We start from the raw sequence: 15,410 nt of genomic DNA on the forward strand, positions 1-15,410 counted from the left end.
TCAATATGTCGCAGGCAGTGAAGCGATTCAGCGGAAGGGCGGCAGGATAATGATCTGTTACAAAAAGACAAAGGCCTTTTGTGAACATGCAGCGTTTCGGATTCGGTAACAGTCCCTGTAGGAGCTGCCGAAGGCTGCGATCTTTTGACCTTGACCTACATTTGAAAGGAAGCCCTTCCACCCAACCACCCCCTCGGCTAAGGTGCGCGGCTTCTGCATATTCACTTCGCCCAAAGGCCTGGCATGAACGACCAAACCCCCGATCCGCTGCACGGCGTCACCCTCGAACAGATCCTCAACGCCTTGGTGACTCATTACGAATGGTCGGGGCTGGCCGAGCGCATCGATATTCGCTGCTTCAAAAGCGATCCGAGCATCAAGTCGAGCCTGACGTTCCTGCGCAAAACCCCGTGGGCGCGGGAGAAGGTCGAGCGTCTGTACGTGAAGCTGATGCGCACCAAGCGACCACTCTGAGATGGACGCCGTCTGGCGCCATCGCCTTATGACCTGCGCGGCCGTTTTAGGTTGGGCGGGGTTGGCTATTCAGCTGTACCTGATTTTCTTCGCACGCTTGAGCGTCAGCGCCAGCCTGTTGGGCGGGCTGGTGAGCTTTTTCAGTTACTTCACGATATGGACGAATACGCTGGTGGCGACGGTGCTGACCTGCGCCGTGACCGAGCGCGAGTCCGCTGCACGTCGCTGGTTTTTACAGCCGTGGATGAGCAGTGGGATTGCCGTGAGCATTGTCGTGGTCGGCCTGGCCTACAGCATTTTGCTGCGGCATTTGTGGCACCCGGAAGGTTGGCAGTTTGTTGCCGATGAATTGCTGCACGACGTGATGCCGCTGCTGTTTTTGGGGTACTGGTGGGTGTGCGTACCGAAGGGCACGTTGCGCCTGTGGCATCTGCCGTTGTGGCTGATTTATCCGCTGGTGTACTTCATCTACGCCTTGCTGCGCGGGCATTTGCTCGGCGCGTATGCGTATCCGTTCATTGATGTGGCGGTGTTGGGTTATCCACAGGTGTTCGTCAATGCCGGGGGGATATTGCTGGGGTTCGTGGTGATTGGGTTGCTGGTGATCGGCCTCGACCGATCTCGGCGATGAACCTCACAAGATCGCAGCCTTCGGCAGCTACTACATTGGAATGCGGACTTTTGTAGGAGCTGCGGCACGCTGCGATCTATTGATCTTGTTTTTGAACAATCAACGTCAAAAGATCGCAGCCTGCGGCAGCTCCTACAGGGGATATCACTCTTCTTCGGAACCTTCGGCGCGCCAGTAGCCGACGGCTTTGATCAGTTGCTCATCCAGCCCGTGCTCATCGATCAGGACACGGCGAATCTGCCGTGACACCTTGGTCTCCGTCGCCACCCACGCGTACAGATTGCCCTTCGGCACCTGCAACTGCTTCACGGTGGTCAGCAGGTTATCCTGGCCGCCCTCACGCAACACCCAGATCACATTGACCTGCGCCGCGCTCTCCAGCACTTGCTGTTCAGCACCGTTTTCCACCTCGATCACGACCAAGGCTTTGCGATTCGCCGCCAGACCTTCGAGGCGGCGGGCGATGGCGGGCAGGGCGGTTTCGTCGCCGATCAGCAAATAGCTGTCGAAGATGTCCGGCACGATCATCGAGCCACGCGGCCCACCGATGTGCAGGAATTGTCCCGGTGCAGCTTGCTCAGCCCAGGTCGACGCAGGGCCGTCACCGTGCAGCACAAAATCGATGTCCAGTTCCAGTGCATCCAGGTCGTAACGGCGCGGCGTGTAGTCGCGCATCTCTGGCTTCGGCCCATCGTCCTTGCCGGCGCCGAGCACCATGGTTTCCAGCGCGGCGGCCTGCTCGGCGTTCTGCGGGAACAGCAGTTTGACGTGATCGTCCGTGCCCAGGCTGATAAACCCTGCCAGCTCAGGCCCGCCGAGGGTGATGCGGCGCATGCGCGGCGTCAGGTCGACCACGCGCAACACTTCCAGTTTGCGGCGTTTGATTTGGTGCATCACGCGGTGGATGGTTTGGGTATCGACTGCGGTCATTCGGCTTTCTCCGAGGCAGGTTGAACGGCAGGGCCGTCGACGATGGCTTTGGCGGTGTCGTTGAGCAGATCGCGCACTCGCAGGATTTCTTCCGGGCTCCAGCGGCCGTGGTGCATTTGCAGGGCGTGGCGCAAGTTGTGCACGGCTTCATGGATTTCAGCAGGGCGGTCATGGCCGCGCAGCGAGCGTTTGCTCACATCAATGCGCATGCGTACGCCATCGAGCGCCACGGCTTGTTCGCTTAAAGACAAACGACCGGCGTCGGTAACGCTGTAGCGTTTTTTGCCGCCCTCGGCGTCATCGGCAATCAGGTCGCTTTCTTCGAGAAAGGTCAGGGTCGGGTAGATCACACCGGGGCTCGGGCTGTAGGCGCCGTCGAACATGCCTTCGATCTGGCGGATCAGGTCGTAGCCGTGGCACGGCTGTTCGGCGATCAGTGCCAGCAACAGTAATTTCAAGTCGCCGGGGGCGAACACCCTTGGGCCGCGACCGCCGCGTTCGCGACCGGGACGTTTTTCGAAGCCGTCACGGCCGTCGCCATGTTCGCGGTGGGGGGAATGATGGTCTCTCATTTCAGTCTTCTCTCGTCGTGTTTAGATACAACTTAAGATATATCTTATGGCGTGATCAAGCTGAAATGACCAACGGTCGAGCAGGTCTGCACCCGCGTGCAGATGGCGCAAGGGGCAATTGGGCAGGATTTTTTTGCGGCGCCGGTAACAATAAATGCCTATACAACTTTCAGTTAGTTTGATTAATTACTCTAAAGTATCGATATCGTCCTTATTTTGTTGCGCGTGTAGTTTGGTTCTTACAGAAGTCGCATAACGTGCAACTTTGTCATTTTGTCCTGATGTAGTACCGGTCTTACAGTTGCTCAGGTGTTTTTTATGAAAGTTGCTGTTTTTCTTTCAAGTCAAATAGCACTTGGGCTACGCGTGCGTCAGAAACGGCCTGCTTATTTCGTGTTGGGAATAGCGGAATATTCCTCGGCGTTGAACGTCCACTTTCTTACATGTCTGGAGCCAGCTGGCTTCATTCTTCAGACCTTGTAAGCGGTTCAGGACTTCAGCCATCTCCCACAACGAAATAACAGGAAGTTAATCATGTTCAAGCAACTTGCAATCGCTACTCCTCTGGCCATGCTGACACTGGGTGCTTCGGTTGCCTTTGCGGCTGAAGAATCGCGTACCGCGATCAATATCGTCGCGGACATTCCGAGCAAGATTTTCCATGCTCAACCGGTCGATCCCAACTTCGGTAAAAACGAAGAAATGCGCTACATCATTGGCGCCGGCACACTCTCCCCGGTACGCGGCACCTATGACATTCAACACACCCAGGGCGCGGTCGGCGCTTATGTCGAAGGTGGCCCGCAGCCGCTGTTCAACGGCGCCAACACCATCGCTCTGGCCTACACCTTCAACGGTAAAACCCTGACCGGTGCCTCTCAAGAAGTAGTGGGTGACACTGAATCCAACGGCGGTATGCGTGCTGATCTGGTGATCACCGCCGCCAAACCGGCCGATGGCCAGTCCGGCCTGTACACCGCCACACCGGTGGTGATGTTTGACGCCATTCCGCGCATTACCCAGTAACGCGTTTTCGACCACTGCCAGTCTTTGGCAATGGGTTCGTCCGGCCGGCCGCTAGTTAATAGCGTTCGGCCGGCGTTTGGCCAATCAAACAAAAAGAGTAACTAAGTTCATGTTTCCGATGACACCCATCGCGGCAGCGCTTGCACTTTTTTTATGTGCCAATGCCTTGGCTGCGTCTACCGATGCCAGTCATACACCGCGTAACTTGCTGGCGCAGGCCAAAGGGTTGCCGAGTGAATTCGAAGAGCACTTCTTTGATGTGCCACTCGCGGTGCGTGTGGAATTGGATCAACAGTTTCTGGGCGAGGCGATGATTGTGTTGTCACGCGATGACCGCATCACCCTGCTTGAATTCACCGAGAGTGTCGACAGTAACTTCAGCGCCACCGAGCGCGATGTCTGGGCCGACTATTTAGGCCGTGGCGTTGCCTTGGGCAGCTGTCAGGGAAGTTGCCCGGAGCAAATGCTCGCGGTGCACTACAACCTGGAAAATTCGCTGGTGTCGATCGTCACCGAAAATGCCGAGCGCGACAGCCAGGCCCCGCGTTATTACCTGCAACCGAAGTCCGGCAGCACCGGGTTGATCGTGCGTAACCAGCTCAACCTCAACGGCGGTCAGGATCAGGATCTTGGTGGCCGTTACGGTCTGGTCACCAGCAGCAGCCTCGGTAACTGGACGCAAAGCCTTAACGTACAAATGGCCCGTCTGGGCGGTTCGGACGAGCAGATGTATCACGCCGTGCAAGAGCTCTACAGCCAGAAAGAGCTGCAGGGCAGTTTTGTTCGCCTGGGCTATTTCATGCCCGATTCCGAAGGCCTGACCCGCCAGCCGCGATCGTTCGGTGTCAGCCCGGACACGGCAGTGGGCGCCATGTACGGCAGCTCCGACAGCCTCGCCATCGACAATCCGAAACCCAGCGTTTATCCGCTCTACGTCACCGCGAACCGCCAGGCTTCGGTGGAGATTTATCGCAACGGCATGTTGATCAACACGCAACCGGTCGACGCCGGTCTGCAAACTCTCGACACCCGACCATTACCCGGCGGCATTTATGAAGTTGAAGTGCGCCTGATCGAAGACGGTCAGATTACCTCCACCACGTCCGAGCTGATCTACAAACCGAACAACTGGCGCAATCATGACGAGCGCTGGCGCTACAACGTGTTCGCCGGGCGCGAGAGCAAATTGTGGAGCAACTGGGACGATCAGGCATCCGGCGGCATGACGGCGGGCGCAGCGTTCAACTACTTGCTGCATCCACGGGTCATCGTCGGATTTTCCGGGCGGCAGATCAGCGAAAAACTGCAGTACGGCACCTCGATCGACTGGACGCTGGCCAACAATACCAGCGTGTTCGGCAATGTTTACCAAACCGAAGACCACGGCACCGGCCTCGATCTGCAAGGCATGTACAGCTACGGCTCGGGCAGTATTTTCCTGACCCACAACCGCAGCTGGCTCGACACCACCAACACCTACGAAACCCTGCCCGACGGCACGCGAGTACGGCAGCGCAACGTGTTCATCGGCCAGACCAGCAACTCGGCGCTGTCGGTCAATCATCGGGTCAGCAACAAAAGTTCGATCAACGCGCGGGTCTCGCACAGCGACGGCAATATCGAAGGTGTCGGTCTCGATCTCGGCTGGACGCAGCGCGGCGAATTGTTTGGCAGCGATGCCAACTGGCGCTTCTCGGTGTTCGACCGCCCCGGCAGTTTCAGCAGCGGCGATGCGCGCAATCGCGGGGTCGATTTGAGTGTCAGCCTGGCGCTCGGCGGGCCGGGCGAGCAGATTTCCGGCAGCCTCGGTTCGCGAACTTCGCGCGATGGCGGGCGTGACAACAATGCCTCCGTCACCTATCGCAAAGACTTGCAGGATCACTTGTTGCAGAGCGTCTCGGCCACGGCGATCACCGACACCTACGGCTTGGGGCTTTCCGGGACTGGCAGCTTCCAGAGTGACGCAGTCAACGGCGACGGCTTCATTCAGCGCTCTTCGTATAACAACAATTTTTCCGGCGGTTTGAACCTCGACAGCACCGTAGCGCTGAGTGGCCAATACATCGCCATGACCAGCCAACACGACCGAGGTGGCGCCGGGATGATCGTTGATGTCGAGTCTGATCTGGACGACATCGCCCTGCGCGCCGATGACTTGAGCGGCGGCAGCGCCAACCTGCGGCCCGGGCGCAACTTCATCCCGATCACCGCTTACAAAAACGGCACCGTTAGCTTCGATTTCGAAGGCAACGACGTCCCGGCCGCGGCGATTCAACCGGCACGCACGAGTTACCACTTGAACAAGGGCGGCGTGGACTATCGAAAAATCCGCGTGATGAAAACCCTGACGGTGCTCGGCCGCTTGATCGACCCCAAAGGCCAGCCGCTCAAGGGCCACCACATCATCAACCACGCCAGCCGTGGCGTGAGTGAAGTCGACGGATTCTTCTCGATGGAAATGAACGCCGGTGCGCCGACCCTGGAAGTGCGTCAGGGCGATCAATTGCTCTGCCGGTTCCGTTTGAACACCGATGCCGCTCGGGTGGAAAACAACGTGCTGATGATTGGTGATCTGCGCTGCACGCCGGATACGTTGGCGGACAACGCTATTGCTCTTGAAACCGCAGGTTGATCAGGGAGTGTTGAACGTGCGAATACTTGTGAAAGCCAAACGCGTGGCAGCCCATTTGATGTGCCTTGGAATGTTGCTGACGACTTCGCCAATCTCAGAGGCGATCAGCAAAAACATCACCGCAGACTTTAAAGTCGACCCTGCCAAGCCTAACCAGAACATCTTCGTCAATACCACACCGCAGGAAGGCTACTGCGTCAGGTATCCCACCAACTGCATCGCAAACAAAACGTTCAGTCTGCAATTGCCGATCAAGTTTTCTTCCGTTGCCGCCATAGAAGCCAATCACAGCGACCAGCGCCAAGGCGCGATGTTTAAAGTCCCTGCGGATTGGCGTGCGGTGGAGGTGATCAACAAAAAGAACAATCAGCGCGAAACGGTCGAGGTGCGTATCTCCGGCATTGGCGTGCTGTGGATGACTGATGAACGCGTGGATGTCCTGACCGGGATCGAGAATGGTGACTGGGCACAAGGCCATCGAGTGTTGTGGACAGGGAGTAGTTGGCAAAACCCGCCTCTTGGCTGCGGATATAGCGGCTCGGCCGATTGGGGGCCAAAGCACTACGCGTCGTTTTGGACAGTGCCCAGCGATTTCGTTTGTGCAAAGCAGGCCAGGTTCCGTATTCCTGCCTTCAGTTACGACTATGTCGATTTTGCCTACGAACTTCGCACACCCAACCCGTTGGGTATGTCCGATGGCGATTATGAAGGGCAGATCACCTACCGCATCGGCCCGAACATGGATTTCGACATGGGCGACATCATGGTAAGCACGGAATCGGAAGTGACGCTGGAGCTGAAACTGAATGTGCAACACACCCTCAAAGTGACAATTCCCCCGGGCGGCAACACAGTTGAATTACTGCCTGCAGGTGGCTGGCAGCAATGGCTCAGCCAGGGCCGTAAGCCGACCCGTTTGTTTCGTGACCAGACCTTCAATATTTCAACGTCATCGCGCTTCCGAATGTGGCTTGAGTGCCCTGACTCCGGTGATAACGCCTGCCATATTCGCGATCCCGTGTCCGGTCATTCAGTGCCGGTGAGTGTCAGCGTGAGTTTGCCGTACGGGCTGGTGGATGAGGCTGAACGCCCGGTCAATCGGCGTCCCTTGCACCTTGAAGGCAGTAACGCCGACATCTTTCAGCCGGGTTTCTATCTGGATCGCCGGGCCGGCACCTTGCACTTCGACATTGCAGCCAGTCATGTCGCGCAAATGCTTGAGACGGATCAGGCGCGGGATTACACCGGCAAGGTGACGGTGGTCTGGGATTCAGAGGTTTAACCCATTTACTCGCTGTTACAGCCGCCAGCGGCTGTGTTGCATCTACAGAGGCAGAACTGAATGAAACGTTTATTGGCCGTTGGTTTTTGGTTGTTTGCACCCCTCGCTTTTGCCGCTCCGCAGATCAACGTCGGCGTGGTCTACGACTATCTGGATGCTGACAAAAGCACCTATCTGAAACGCATCTTCAATGGCGGCGACAGCACCGCGTTTATCAAGATCAACATCCTTGAAATGATCTTCGACGAGCAGGGCACTGCCCGTGAAATTCCACTGCAATCCCAGGCCGGTGCCACGGCACGCGACGGCTTGATGGCCAGCCCGGCGCGGCTGATCGTGCCCGCCAATGGCACTCAAGGCACGCGCTTGTTGTACATGGGCGCGCGCGATCAGGAGCGTTATTTCCGCGTCCGTTTTGTGCCGGTGGTGCCTGAAGCGGCCGATGAGTTTGCGCTCACGGATGAAGAGCAGGCCGACTACAAAAAAGACTTTGCCGCTGGCGTTACGGTGTTGGCCGGTTACGGCACGGTGTTCTTTGTCCGCCCTAAAAACACCCGGTTCGACAGCGTGGTTGATGACGGCAGCGGCCAATATCAAATCCGCAATAACGGCAATAGCGTGGTGGTCATCGACGAGTTCAAGGACTGTGCCGTGGGCAATGACCAGGACTGTCAGCCGACCACCAAACACCACATTCTGGCGGGCCGGACATTCCGCTTCGACAAGCAGGCCGGGCGCACTTACCGCTTCACGGTGATTGAAGGCGCGGCGAAAAAGAAAGTCGACGTGAAGGGTTAGGGACAAGGCCAATCGAATGGCAGAGGATCAATCATGAACAGGCGAAAGATTGCGCTGGTGACGCTGAGCGGCTTATGGCTGATGTGCACTTGCGCCCATGCAGCACGCGAAGCGTATGAGTTTGATGTATCGGTGAGCATCCCCACTTCCAGATTCCATGTGCTGCCGGTCGATCCCGGATGGATCAGCCGGGAGCAGCGGTTACCGTGGAGTCTGCTCAATTCGACGCTCGGTGGGTTGCGCAAGGATTTTGATGTGAAGAACGAGGGGGGCGCGATCGAGGCACGTCTGGACGGTCTGGCGTATCTGTCCAGCGGCGAGTCCGGCCACGAGATCGAATTGCAGGTGGTGTTCAACGGCAGAGAATTGAAGGTGGGCGAGGCGGTTGAAGTGGTGTCTGCGGCGGACGGTCGGCAGGGTCGCCGGGTGTTGCTGGAAATCACTCCGCAGCCCCCCGGTGATGGCGTCTACAAACCGGGTAAATACTTCGGCAACGTCAACATGATGTTCAACGCGATGTTGCCGGGTGCTTGATGACCGGTTAGCGGGAATGAAGGGTGAGGGATCATGATCAATCTATATCGAGGTTTGACCGTCATGCTGATGGCGGGTCTCGCGACTTTGCCGGCATCCGCGGCCGTCAAAGAAATTGAAGCGTTGTTTCGGCCTGACTCGGCCAATCCGCAAAGCAACGAGTTCATCAACCAGACGCCTTCAGAGGGCTTTTGTCTTCAGTTGCCCCATCAGTGCAAACCGGAGGGCCTGTTCACCTTGATCGCGCCCATTGTTTTTAACGCCAGTGAGCCCATCCAGGCGTTTCACACTGATCCGCGTCAAGGAGGGATGGCCAAGGTACCTTCCCATTGGCAGCGGATCGTGGTCACCCATGAATCCGGGGACACGGACGTGCTTGAAGTACGCATTGCCGGCATTGGGCATGAATCAGGCCTGTTCACGCCTGTCACTGAAATTGTGGAGAAGCAGGCGGGTGACGACCTTTCGCTGGCATGGAGCATTCTGTGGACGGGCGGGTCTTGGCGGGAAGCACCGGCTCCATGTTTAGGCGTGGGCAGTGCGACGGTGGGGCCGTACGGCTACAACAGTTTCTGGAAGGTTCCGGTGAACGCCGGAGTGTGCGCCAAACAGGCGCGATTTCTGATCCCTGCATTTTATTTTCGCTACTTCGTTTACGGCTATCAACTGCGTACGCCTAACCCGTTGGCCATGAAGTCCGGTCGGTATCACGGCAGCATCGAATACACGGTGGGGCCGGGAATGGATTTCGATATGGGCGATCTGATGATTCCGAATGACAATCTGCTGCAGTTGAACTTCACCCTGACGGTGGAGCACATGCTCAAGGTCGAAATTCCCCCGGGGGGCAACAAAGTTGAATTGACGCCTGAAGGTGGCTGGCAGGCCTGGCTCAATCAAGGACGCAAGCCAACACGATTGTTCCGCGATCAGACCTTTAATCTGTGGACCAGCTCGCAATTCAAAATGCAGATGCAATGTCAGTACACCGTCGGTGATACCTGTGGAATAAGAGAGTCGGGTGGCGTTGTCGTGCCATTGCAGGTGGCGGTGACATTGCCCACCGGCCTGACCTCGGCCGGCGGTCGCCCTGTGGTTCGACAACCGTTGCGGGTAAGCGGTGAGGGTACCGGACTGTTTGAGCCGGGTATCTACATCGATCGCAAACCGGGCGTATTGCACTTTGGTGTCGATCAGGTTGATGTCGAGCGCATGTTGTCCAGCGGGGCTTCGACTTACAAAGGCACCGTCACGGTTATCTGGGATTCAGAAGTCGGTTGAGTTTGCGTAACCGATTGCGAGCGCGCCCTTGCTCGAAATCGGTTCGCTTTGAGTTCAGAGCCCGGCTGTTTTCAACGCATCGCGGGTCTGCTGGCGGCTGAGTTGCTGTTCCTGATCACCGAGGTCATTGATCAGTCGTTCGTACATCGAATCGGCCATGGGTTGTCGTGTCGGCACTTGCTCTTTGGGCACCCTGAGAATTTTCGCCAGCTCCTTGATCTTTTCACGTAGTGCGGCTTTTTCCAGGTAGGTCGAATTGGCACTGGCCCATTCGTCCTGCGCGGTGCGCAGGTCGTCGAGTTGCGAGGCTTTCTCCTCGAAGCGCGTTTTGTTGGCGTAGTAGCTTTCGGGGTAGGTTTCGCGCAAATAGTTCGTCCAGAACGGTTGCTCGAGCATGCGATTGATCAAACCATCGCCAGCCTCCATTGCGATCACCGTCTCGAATGCCGAATCAATCTTTATCTGATCTACGCCAGCAGTGATGGGAAACAGCATGTTCTGCGATTGCCAAGGCAAGTCGAGGCGCCGGGCCAGCCCGGTTTGATACGCCAGGTACACCTCGACCACATCCGGATTACCGCCCCGGCTCTGAATATCGGCCTGGGCTATGTCGTCAACTTGTTCCAGACGTGCCGCACCTCGGGCCAATGTCACCAGTTTTTGCTCAAGCACCTCTCTGGAGGTTGATAAAAGCCGGGCTTCGGCGGCCATCACCTTGATGCCCATTTGATTGAATACCTGCGCACCGGCATCCCGACAATTGACCGGTGAGGTGGCCATGTCGAACAAGTCCTGACGCAGATCCTTGTCGATGTCGATAGCGTGGATCATCCGCCAGACACGATCACTTAATTGCTCCAGCGCTGAACCGCCAGCCCGGTAATCGGCCGATTGGGTAAGGTCGTTAATGATTTTAAAGAAGCCTCTGGAGTTGGGTTCCGAGGCCAGATCCGGCCAGGCTTCGGGGCGGTAAATGCCACGCCCGGGTATGCGGGTAAACAGTGCTTCGGTTTTTAGCGGCCAACGCCTGAGCATGTCGGTGGTGGTCGCCGACGCAATGTGCTCGGGAATCAGCCCGACCGAAGTGCGGTACTGTTCGTAAAGCAAGCGATTGATGTCAGACAGTTCGTTGGCCATCAGACGGGTGCGCGCGACGATGTAGGCATTATTGGAACCCGGCGCCACTTGCGGAATGTCCTCGATCGGGTTTCTCAGCATGTCGAGGAAAAATAGTCGGGGCCGGTGCTTTTCGAAGAGACCCTTGGGCCAGGTTGTCAGGCCGGTATCGTTCAGCGACAAAACACTCAGGCGTGGCATCCGGCCGACATCGGGTATCAGGCCCAGTGGATTTTCGTCCAGACGCAGGGTATGCAGGCGGGTGAGGTTTCTCAGTTGCTCCGCGGATTGGGGCGTCAATTTGATGCGGTTACCGGACAGGCGCAGATTCTCCAGTTGGCGCATTTTGCCAATGCTGGTCGGCAGGCTTTTCAGCTCACAGTTGCGCGCGCTGAGTTCGCGCAGGTGAGAGAAGTCCTTGAGCAGCCCTGTCGGCCCCTCGACCAGCGGCACGTTATCGAGCGAGAGGCTGGTGATCTGCTCGAGATACGGTTTGATGTCGGGAAGTTTTTTCCACCAGTGCTCAAGGTTGTAGCGGCGCAACTCCGATGAAAGATCGAGTCTGAAACCGGCTGATGGGCCGACACTGCGCTCGCCAAATACCACGGATTTGCGCTCGAAGCAGGCGATCAGTCGCTCGGAAAGATGCGCGCCACCGTCCAGCATGAACGCCAGGTTATGCGTGCCGCCATTCCCGGCATTGAAGTTGACGACTTCTTCAAAACGCCAGGTGTCGAGGATGATCCGTAATGTGTCGAGGTCATGTTCAATTCGACGGATGCCAGCCTCGGCGTCACCCTGCGCCGTCAGTGACTGGGCGAATCCTTGCACCTCGGATTCATTTAAATGTGGGTAAATATCCTGAATGCGTTGCTGTAGGGTTTCGCCGACTCTGGAGTAGCCAGGGCCACCGAGCAGCACCAGGGTTTCTCTGGGTACAACGGAGCTGACAGGAGGCTCGACCAGAAGTGTGCGACGGACGTTGGCAGGTTCGGTTTTGGCCATGACCCACTGTTTGAATCCTGCCGCATCGTTGAGCCGATAACCCAGAGTCTGACGTTGTTGCGTGGGCAGGGCCGCGAGAATTGACTCAAACAGATCAGTGCTGCTTTCTTGCAGAGGCTGCCCCTGATTGTCATGGGCCCGGTACTGAAAGTCTTCGTCCTTGATCAGCGTACGAACCGTGGTGGCGTCTTCGGCCCCTGCGCTGCAACTCAACTTGCCATCCAGCGACAGTTGGCGAACGTCGATACGCAGTTCAGCCAGTACATCGCTGTTGATGCGCAGGGCATTGAGCGCCAGACGCTCGGTATCGGCGGTCGCCAGCCAGTCGTGATGGAAACCCTGCCAGGCATGGGTTGTGCGGGTTTCGAATTGCAGTTCTCGGGCGAGATGTTTCAGCCGCAGAGGCAGATGCTGATGTTCACTCATCAAGTCCAGTTCGGCTGGCGTTGCGTCGCCCAGCAGAGTATCGACCATCGTCACCGGCAATTGCGGGAAGGTCTGCTTGACCAGTTGTCGGGTGGGACTGAGGGGCGTTTGGTCGAATTCGTAGCGTTGATTGAACAGTTCGTTGCGCAGGCCTTTCGCGGTGTTGGCGATGTGCGCTTGCAACTGCGCTTCACTTTCGACAGTGATCGGTGTGCCGTTGGCTTCCAGCGTTTGCATGACGTTGTGCAAACCCTGACCGCCGGCAATCTGCTGGTCGCTCAACTGCACCACCAGTTTTTTACCGCGAGCGACTTTCGCCGCCGCTGACTGCCAGAGCGTGTTGCCTCGCCCGTCAATCACGCGTAACGGCACTTCGACTGGCCATAGACCTTGCGCCTCGATAATTTGCAGTTGGCTGGCCGGGTCTCGCCGAGCCTGCGCCTGTGGTAACGGATCATCGCTGGTGACGTTGTCGATGAAGGTCTGCACATCGCGTTCGATATTGAACCGATGCACCGTGTCCGCGAGCAGCGGCGGTAGCCCGGCATTGTCGTGATACATGCGACGCAAAACGTCGGGCGACGTGCCACTGGTTTTTCGGATCAGTTCCAGTTGCTGCGGGTCGCTCCAGGGTTCAACTGTATGGCCTAACCTGCGCATCAGGGTCGCGTTGTCCCAATTTCGCGGCGTTTCACCTTCCAGCACAAAACTGCCGGCGCCGTTTTGTTTGACCGGTATTGCAAAAGCATCCGGCCGTGAGGGATGCCGCACTATCAACTCCCCGGTCGGGGATTGTTTTGAAAGTTCGTAATGATGCTCATCGACGCGCAGCAGGGTTTTATCCTGATGCTGATACAAGCCTTGGCTATCGCGCGGGATGTCTTGCGCCAACTTGCCTTTGAATCGGTAAGGCTCGAGATCCGGTTTCCACAGTTTTATTTTGCCGCTCGGCAACCGTATCGCTTTCAGATTCTCGATGAAGGGAGAAACGGTGAAGTGAAAAACCGGCGCCAGAGCGATGCTGGTGGCGAGATTCTCGATGACATCCGTCAGGTGTGCCCAGCCCGCTTCGCGGTCCCTTCACTCAACTCCACAGCACCTTCGAGTACTTCGTAGAGCATTTGACCGGCGGTTGCGACCAGCATCAGTTCGCCCAAACCGGGCACGACCAGTGCGAAAGCACCCAAGGCAATGAAGCCAATGTTGAGGTAATTGGCCCAGCGCTCGGCTCTGGCCTTGGCATCTTCATCGGCGTTGGGTACGGCGACGGTTCGGGCGTCGTTGATCAACTTGTTCAGTGTGGCTTCGTGAAGCACTGGCCACAGTTCGAAGTCTTCCCATAAACCTTTTCCGGGCAAATTGCAGTCGATGACATCGAAGTTGGGTGCGTTCAGCGGATCCTGACGAGTCCCGACTTCACGCGGTGGTGGAATGTCGAGATGGAACATCAACCGTTCGCCCAACTGTACCAGTTCATGATGGCGCCATTTCTCCACAAAGGTTTTTGGCGGGCCATCGCTGACGGTTTCGGTAAAGCGTTTGAAGTAATAGGGCTTGTCTTTCTGCGCAACAAATCGGCTGAAGAACATTTGATAAGCGCTCGGCTTGCTTGCGTCAGGGCCGATATCACCCGAGGGGCGAGCGCTCAGCTGGCGAGTCAGCTCCTGCTCGAACGCCTGAAAGCTGGCGTAACATTTAATCGGGTGTTCGGGATCGTCCGGGATCCAGGCGATCAGTGATCCGGTGCTGTAGCGACGGAACTCGCTGGGAATGAACAACACGCAATCAGTCAGCCGCAGCCCCATGATGCTTAAACCGCGCATACGCACTTGTTTGTTGCCGTCCATGATGACGCTGTCGCCTCTGACGACTTTCATCAGTTGATCGTATTCGGCCTTGCCGATGTCTTTTTTGATCAGCGCCAGTAGGGCTGCGGCGTGCAACGATTGCTTGTAGTAAGCACCGTTGATCTGGCGCAACAGGTTCTCGACGAGACGGTTGCCGGGCGGGCGGAGGAAGTCTTTCAGGTAGTTTTGATACTGTTCGCCGATGTTCAGACGCCGGCACAGGCGGGCAAAGGTGTCGACGCTGACCGCTGTGTTGATCGTTTCGAAATGACCGTTGGCATCCGGACTGCTGATGAAGCAGGAGTTCTCCTTGTAGAAGCCTGGCCGGGTCTCGTCGTATTCAAAGTTGTGCAGGGCCGCTTGCAGCAATGAAAGGGTCTTGACCGCCATCCCCCCACTTTTCAGGCCAAAAATGCCCAGGCTTTTGGGCGCGTAGAGACGCAGCCAGGTGTTGTCAGCGTCAAAACTTGCATCGAGTTTGTGCAGCTCCGGTTCCAACAGTTTTTTGGCAAAAGTTTCGATGCTCTGAATCTTGTCGAAGAGAGCATCCCGCTGGTTTTGCCGCAGGTGCAGGGCTTCGGTGGCGTTTTTCAGTTCCTGTTTCTGATTGCTCGAGGCCTTGGTAAACCAGCTTGGCAACACGGCCCGGGTCTCGCGCAGCTCCGCCCGGCGTTTCGCCGAGGCCTTGATCAGTACGTGTGGAATGGCCTTTTTCAAGGTCTCGAAGTGAATGCCCCGGGCACCGGAATCAGACATGCGCAAAATCCTTTTGGCGTAGAAAGGACATCAGTTTGCGCGGCTGTTGAGCGGTGCATGCGATACATAGTTATCGTTTGTGTATCGCAGTGTTTGCGGG

General features: G+C 57.1%; 12 protein-coding genes. 8 read left to right on the forward strand and 4 right to left on the reverse strand.

The genetic code is table 11. The features are described from left to right. Positions 1-243: 243 nt before the first annotated feature. Complete coding sequence (locus ACZZ0D_RS02375) at positions 244-474, forward strand: VF530 family protein (RefSeq protein WP_008088485.1); 231 nt, start codon at positions 244-246, stop codon at positions 472-474. Position 475: 1 nt separating this feature from the next. After that, positions 476-1,105, forward strand: a complete 630-nt coding sequence (locus ACZZ0D_RS02380) for a Pr6Pr family membrane protein (RefSeq protein ID WP_463552371.1) — start codon at positions 476-478, stop codon at positions 1,103-1,105. A gap of 144 nt (positions 1,106-1,249) precedes the next feature. Here ACZZ0D_RS02380 and ACZZ0D_RS02385 read toward each other — a convergent pair whose 3' ends face one another. Next, positions 1,250-2,035 (reverse strand): siderophore-interacting protein, encoded by a 786-nt coding sequence (locus ACZZ0D_RS02385; RefSeq protein WP_463552372.1) that lies wholly within the window; start codon positions 2,033-2,035, stop codon positions 1,250-1,252. Further along, a complete protein-coding gene (locus tag ACZZ0D_RS02390; protein ID WP_463552373.1) occupies positions 2,032-2,607 on the reverse strand; it encodes a PadR family transcriptional regulator in 576 nt (191 codons plus the stop codon). The genes ACZZ0D_RS02385 and ACZZ0D_RS02390 overlap by 4 nt, the downstream gene beginning before the upstream one ends. A 534-nt stretch (positions 2,608-3,141) precedes the next feature. Between ACZZ0D_RS02390 and ACZZ0D_RS02395 the strand changes: the two genes are divergently transcribed. The 6 genes from ACZZ0D_RS02395 (at position 3,142) to ACZZ0D_RS02420 (ending at position 10,160) form a co-directional block, all read left to right on the forward strand. After that, positions 3,142-3,633 carry a CS1 type fimbrial major subunit gene (locus ACZZ0D_RS02395; protein ID WP_463552374.1) on the forward strand — a complete coding sequence of 164 codons (492 nt, stop codon included), beginning with the start codon at positions 3,142-3,144 and terminating at the stop codon, positions 3,631-3,633. Positions 3,634-3,742: 109 nt separating this feature from the next. Further along, entirely contained in the window at positions 3,743-6,265 is a 2,523-nt protein-coding gene (locus ACZZ0D_RS02400) for a CS1-pili formation C-terminal domain-containing protein (protein WP_463552375.1), read from the forward strand. A 28-nt stretch (positions 6,266-6,293) separates the two neighbouring features. Continuing rightward, positions 6,294-7,547: a hypothetical protein gene (locus ACZZ0D_RS02405; protein WP_463552376.1), complete on the forward strand. Its 1,254-nt coding sequence runs from the start codon at positions 6,294-6,296 to the stop codon at positions 7,545-7,547. A gap of 60 nt (positions 7,548-7,607) precedes the next feature. Then, positions 7,608-8,345, forward strand: a complete 738-nt coding sequence (locus ACZZ0D_RS02410) for a molecular chaperone (protein ID WP_463552377.1) — start codon at positions 7,608-7,610, stop codon at positions 8,343-8,345. A 33-nt stretch (positions 8,346-8,378) separates the two neighbouring features. Continuing rightward, positions 8,379-8,879 (forward strand): CS1 type fimbrial major subunit, encoded by a 501-nt coding sequence (locus tag ACZZ0D_RS02415; protein WP_463552378.1) that lies wholly within the window; start codon positions 8,379-8,381, stop codon positions 8,877-8,879. A 33-nt stretch (positions 8,880-8,912) separates the two neighbouring features. Next, entirely contained in the window at positions 8,913-10,160 is a 1,248-nt protein-coding gene (locus ACZZ0D_RS02420) for a hypothetical protein (RefSeq protein ID WP_463552379.1), read from the forward strand. Positions 10,161-10,214: 54 nt separating this feature from the next. Here ACZZ0D_RS02420 and ACZZ0D_RS02425 read toward each other — a convergent pair whose 3' ends face one another. Together ACZZ0D_RS02425 and ACZZ0D_RS02430 are read right to left on the reverse strand one after the other, a co-directional pair. Next, positions 10,215-13,661, reverse strand: coding sequence for an NEL-type E3 ubiquitin ligase domain-containing protein (locus ACZZ0D_RS02425; RefSeq protein ID WP_463552380.1), 3,447 nt, complete (start codon positions 13,659-13,661; stop codon positions 10,215-10,217). A 95-nt stretch (positions 13,662-13,756) separates the two neighbouring features. Beyond that, positions 13,757-15,310, reverse strand: coding sequence for a dermonecrotic toxin domain-containing protein (locus tag ACZZ0D_RS02430; RefSeq protein WP_463552381.1), 1,554 nt, complete (start codon positions 15,308-15,310; stop codon positions 13,757-13,759). Positions 15,311-15,410 lie beyond the last annotated feature (100 nt).

The sequence above is a fragment of the Pseudomonas sp. AC193 genome (assembly GCF_979258075.1).

What these genes read in the sequence shown, in the direction of transcription:
- ACZZ0D_RS02375 (WP_008088485.1), top strand. Translation starts at nt 244, where the DNA reads ATGAACGACCAAACCCCCGATCCGCTGCACGGCGTCACCCTCGAACAG.
- ACZZ0D_RS02380 (WP_463552371.1), top strand. Translation starts at nt 476, where the DNA reads ATGGACGCCGTCTGGCGCCATCGCCTTATGACCTGCGCGGCCGTTTTA.
- ACZZ0D_RS02385 (WP_463552372.1), bottom strand. Translation starts at nt 2,035, where the DNA reads ATGACCGCAGTCGATACCCAAACCATCCACCGCGTGATGCACCAAATC.
- ACZZ0D_RS02390 (WP_463552373.1), bottom strand. Translation starts at nt 2,607, where the DNA reads ATGAGAGACCATCATTCCCCCCACCGCGAACATGGCGACGGCCGTGAC.
- ACZZ0D_RS02395 (WP_463552374.1), top strand. Translation starts at nt 3,142, where the DNA reads ATGTTCAAGCAACTTGCAATCGCTACTCCTCTGGCCATGCTGACACTG.
- ACZZ0D_RS02400 (WP_463552375.1), top strand. Translation starts at nt 3,743, where the DNA reads ATGTTTCCGATGACACCCATCGCGGCAGCGCTTGCACTTTTTTTATGT.
- ACZZ0D_RS02410 (WP_463552377.1), top strand. Translation starts at nt 7,608, where the DNA reads ATGAAACGTTTATTGGCCGTTGGTTTTTGGTTGTTTGCACCCCTCGCT.
- ACZZ0D_RS02415 (WP_463552378.1), top strand. Translation starts at nt 8,379, where the DNA reads ATGAACAGGCGAAAGATTGCGCTGGTGACGCTGAGCGGCTTATGGCTG.
- ACZZ0D_RS02420 (WP_463552379.1), top strand. Translation starts at nt 8,913, where the DNA reads ATGATCAATCTATATCGAGGTTTGACCGTCATGCTGATGGCGGGTCTC.
- ACZZ0D_RS02430 (WP_463552381.1), bottom strand. Translation starts at nt 15,310, where the DNA reads ATGTCTGATTCCGGTGCCCGGGGCATTCACTTCGAGACCTTGAAAAAG.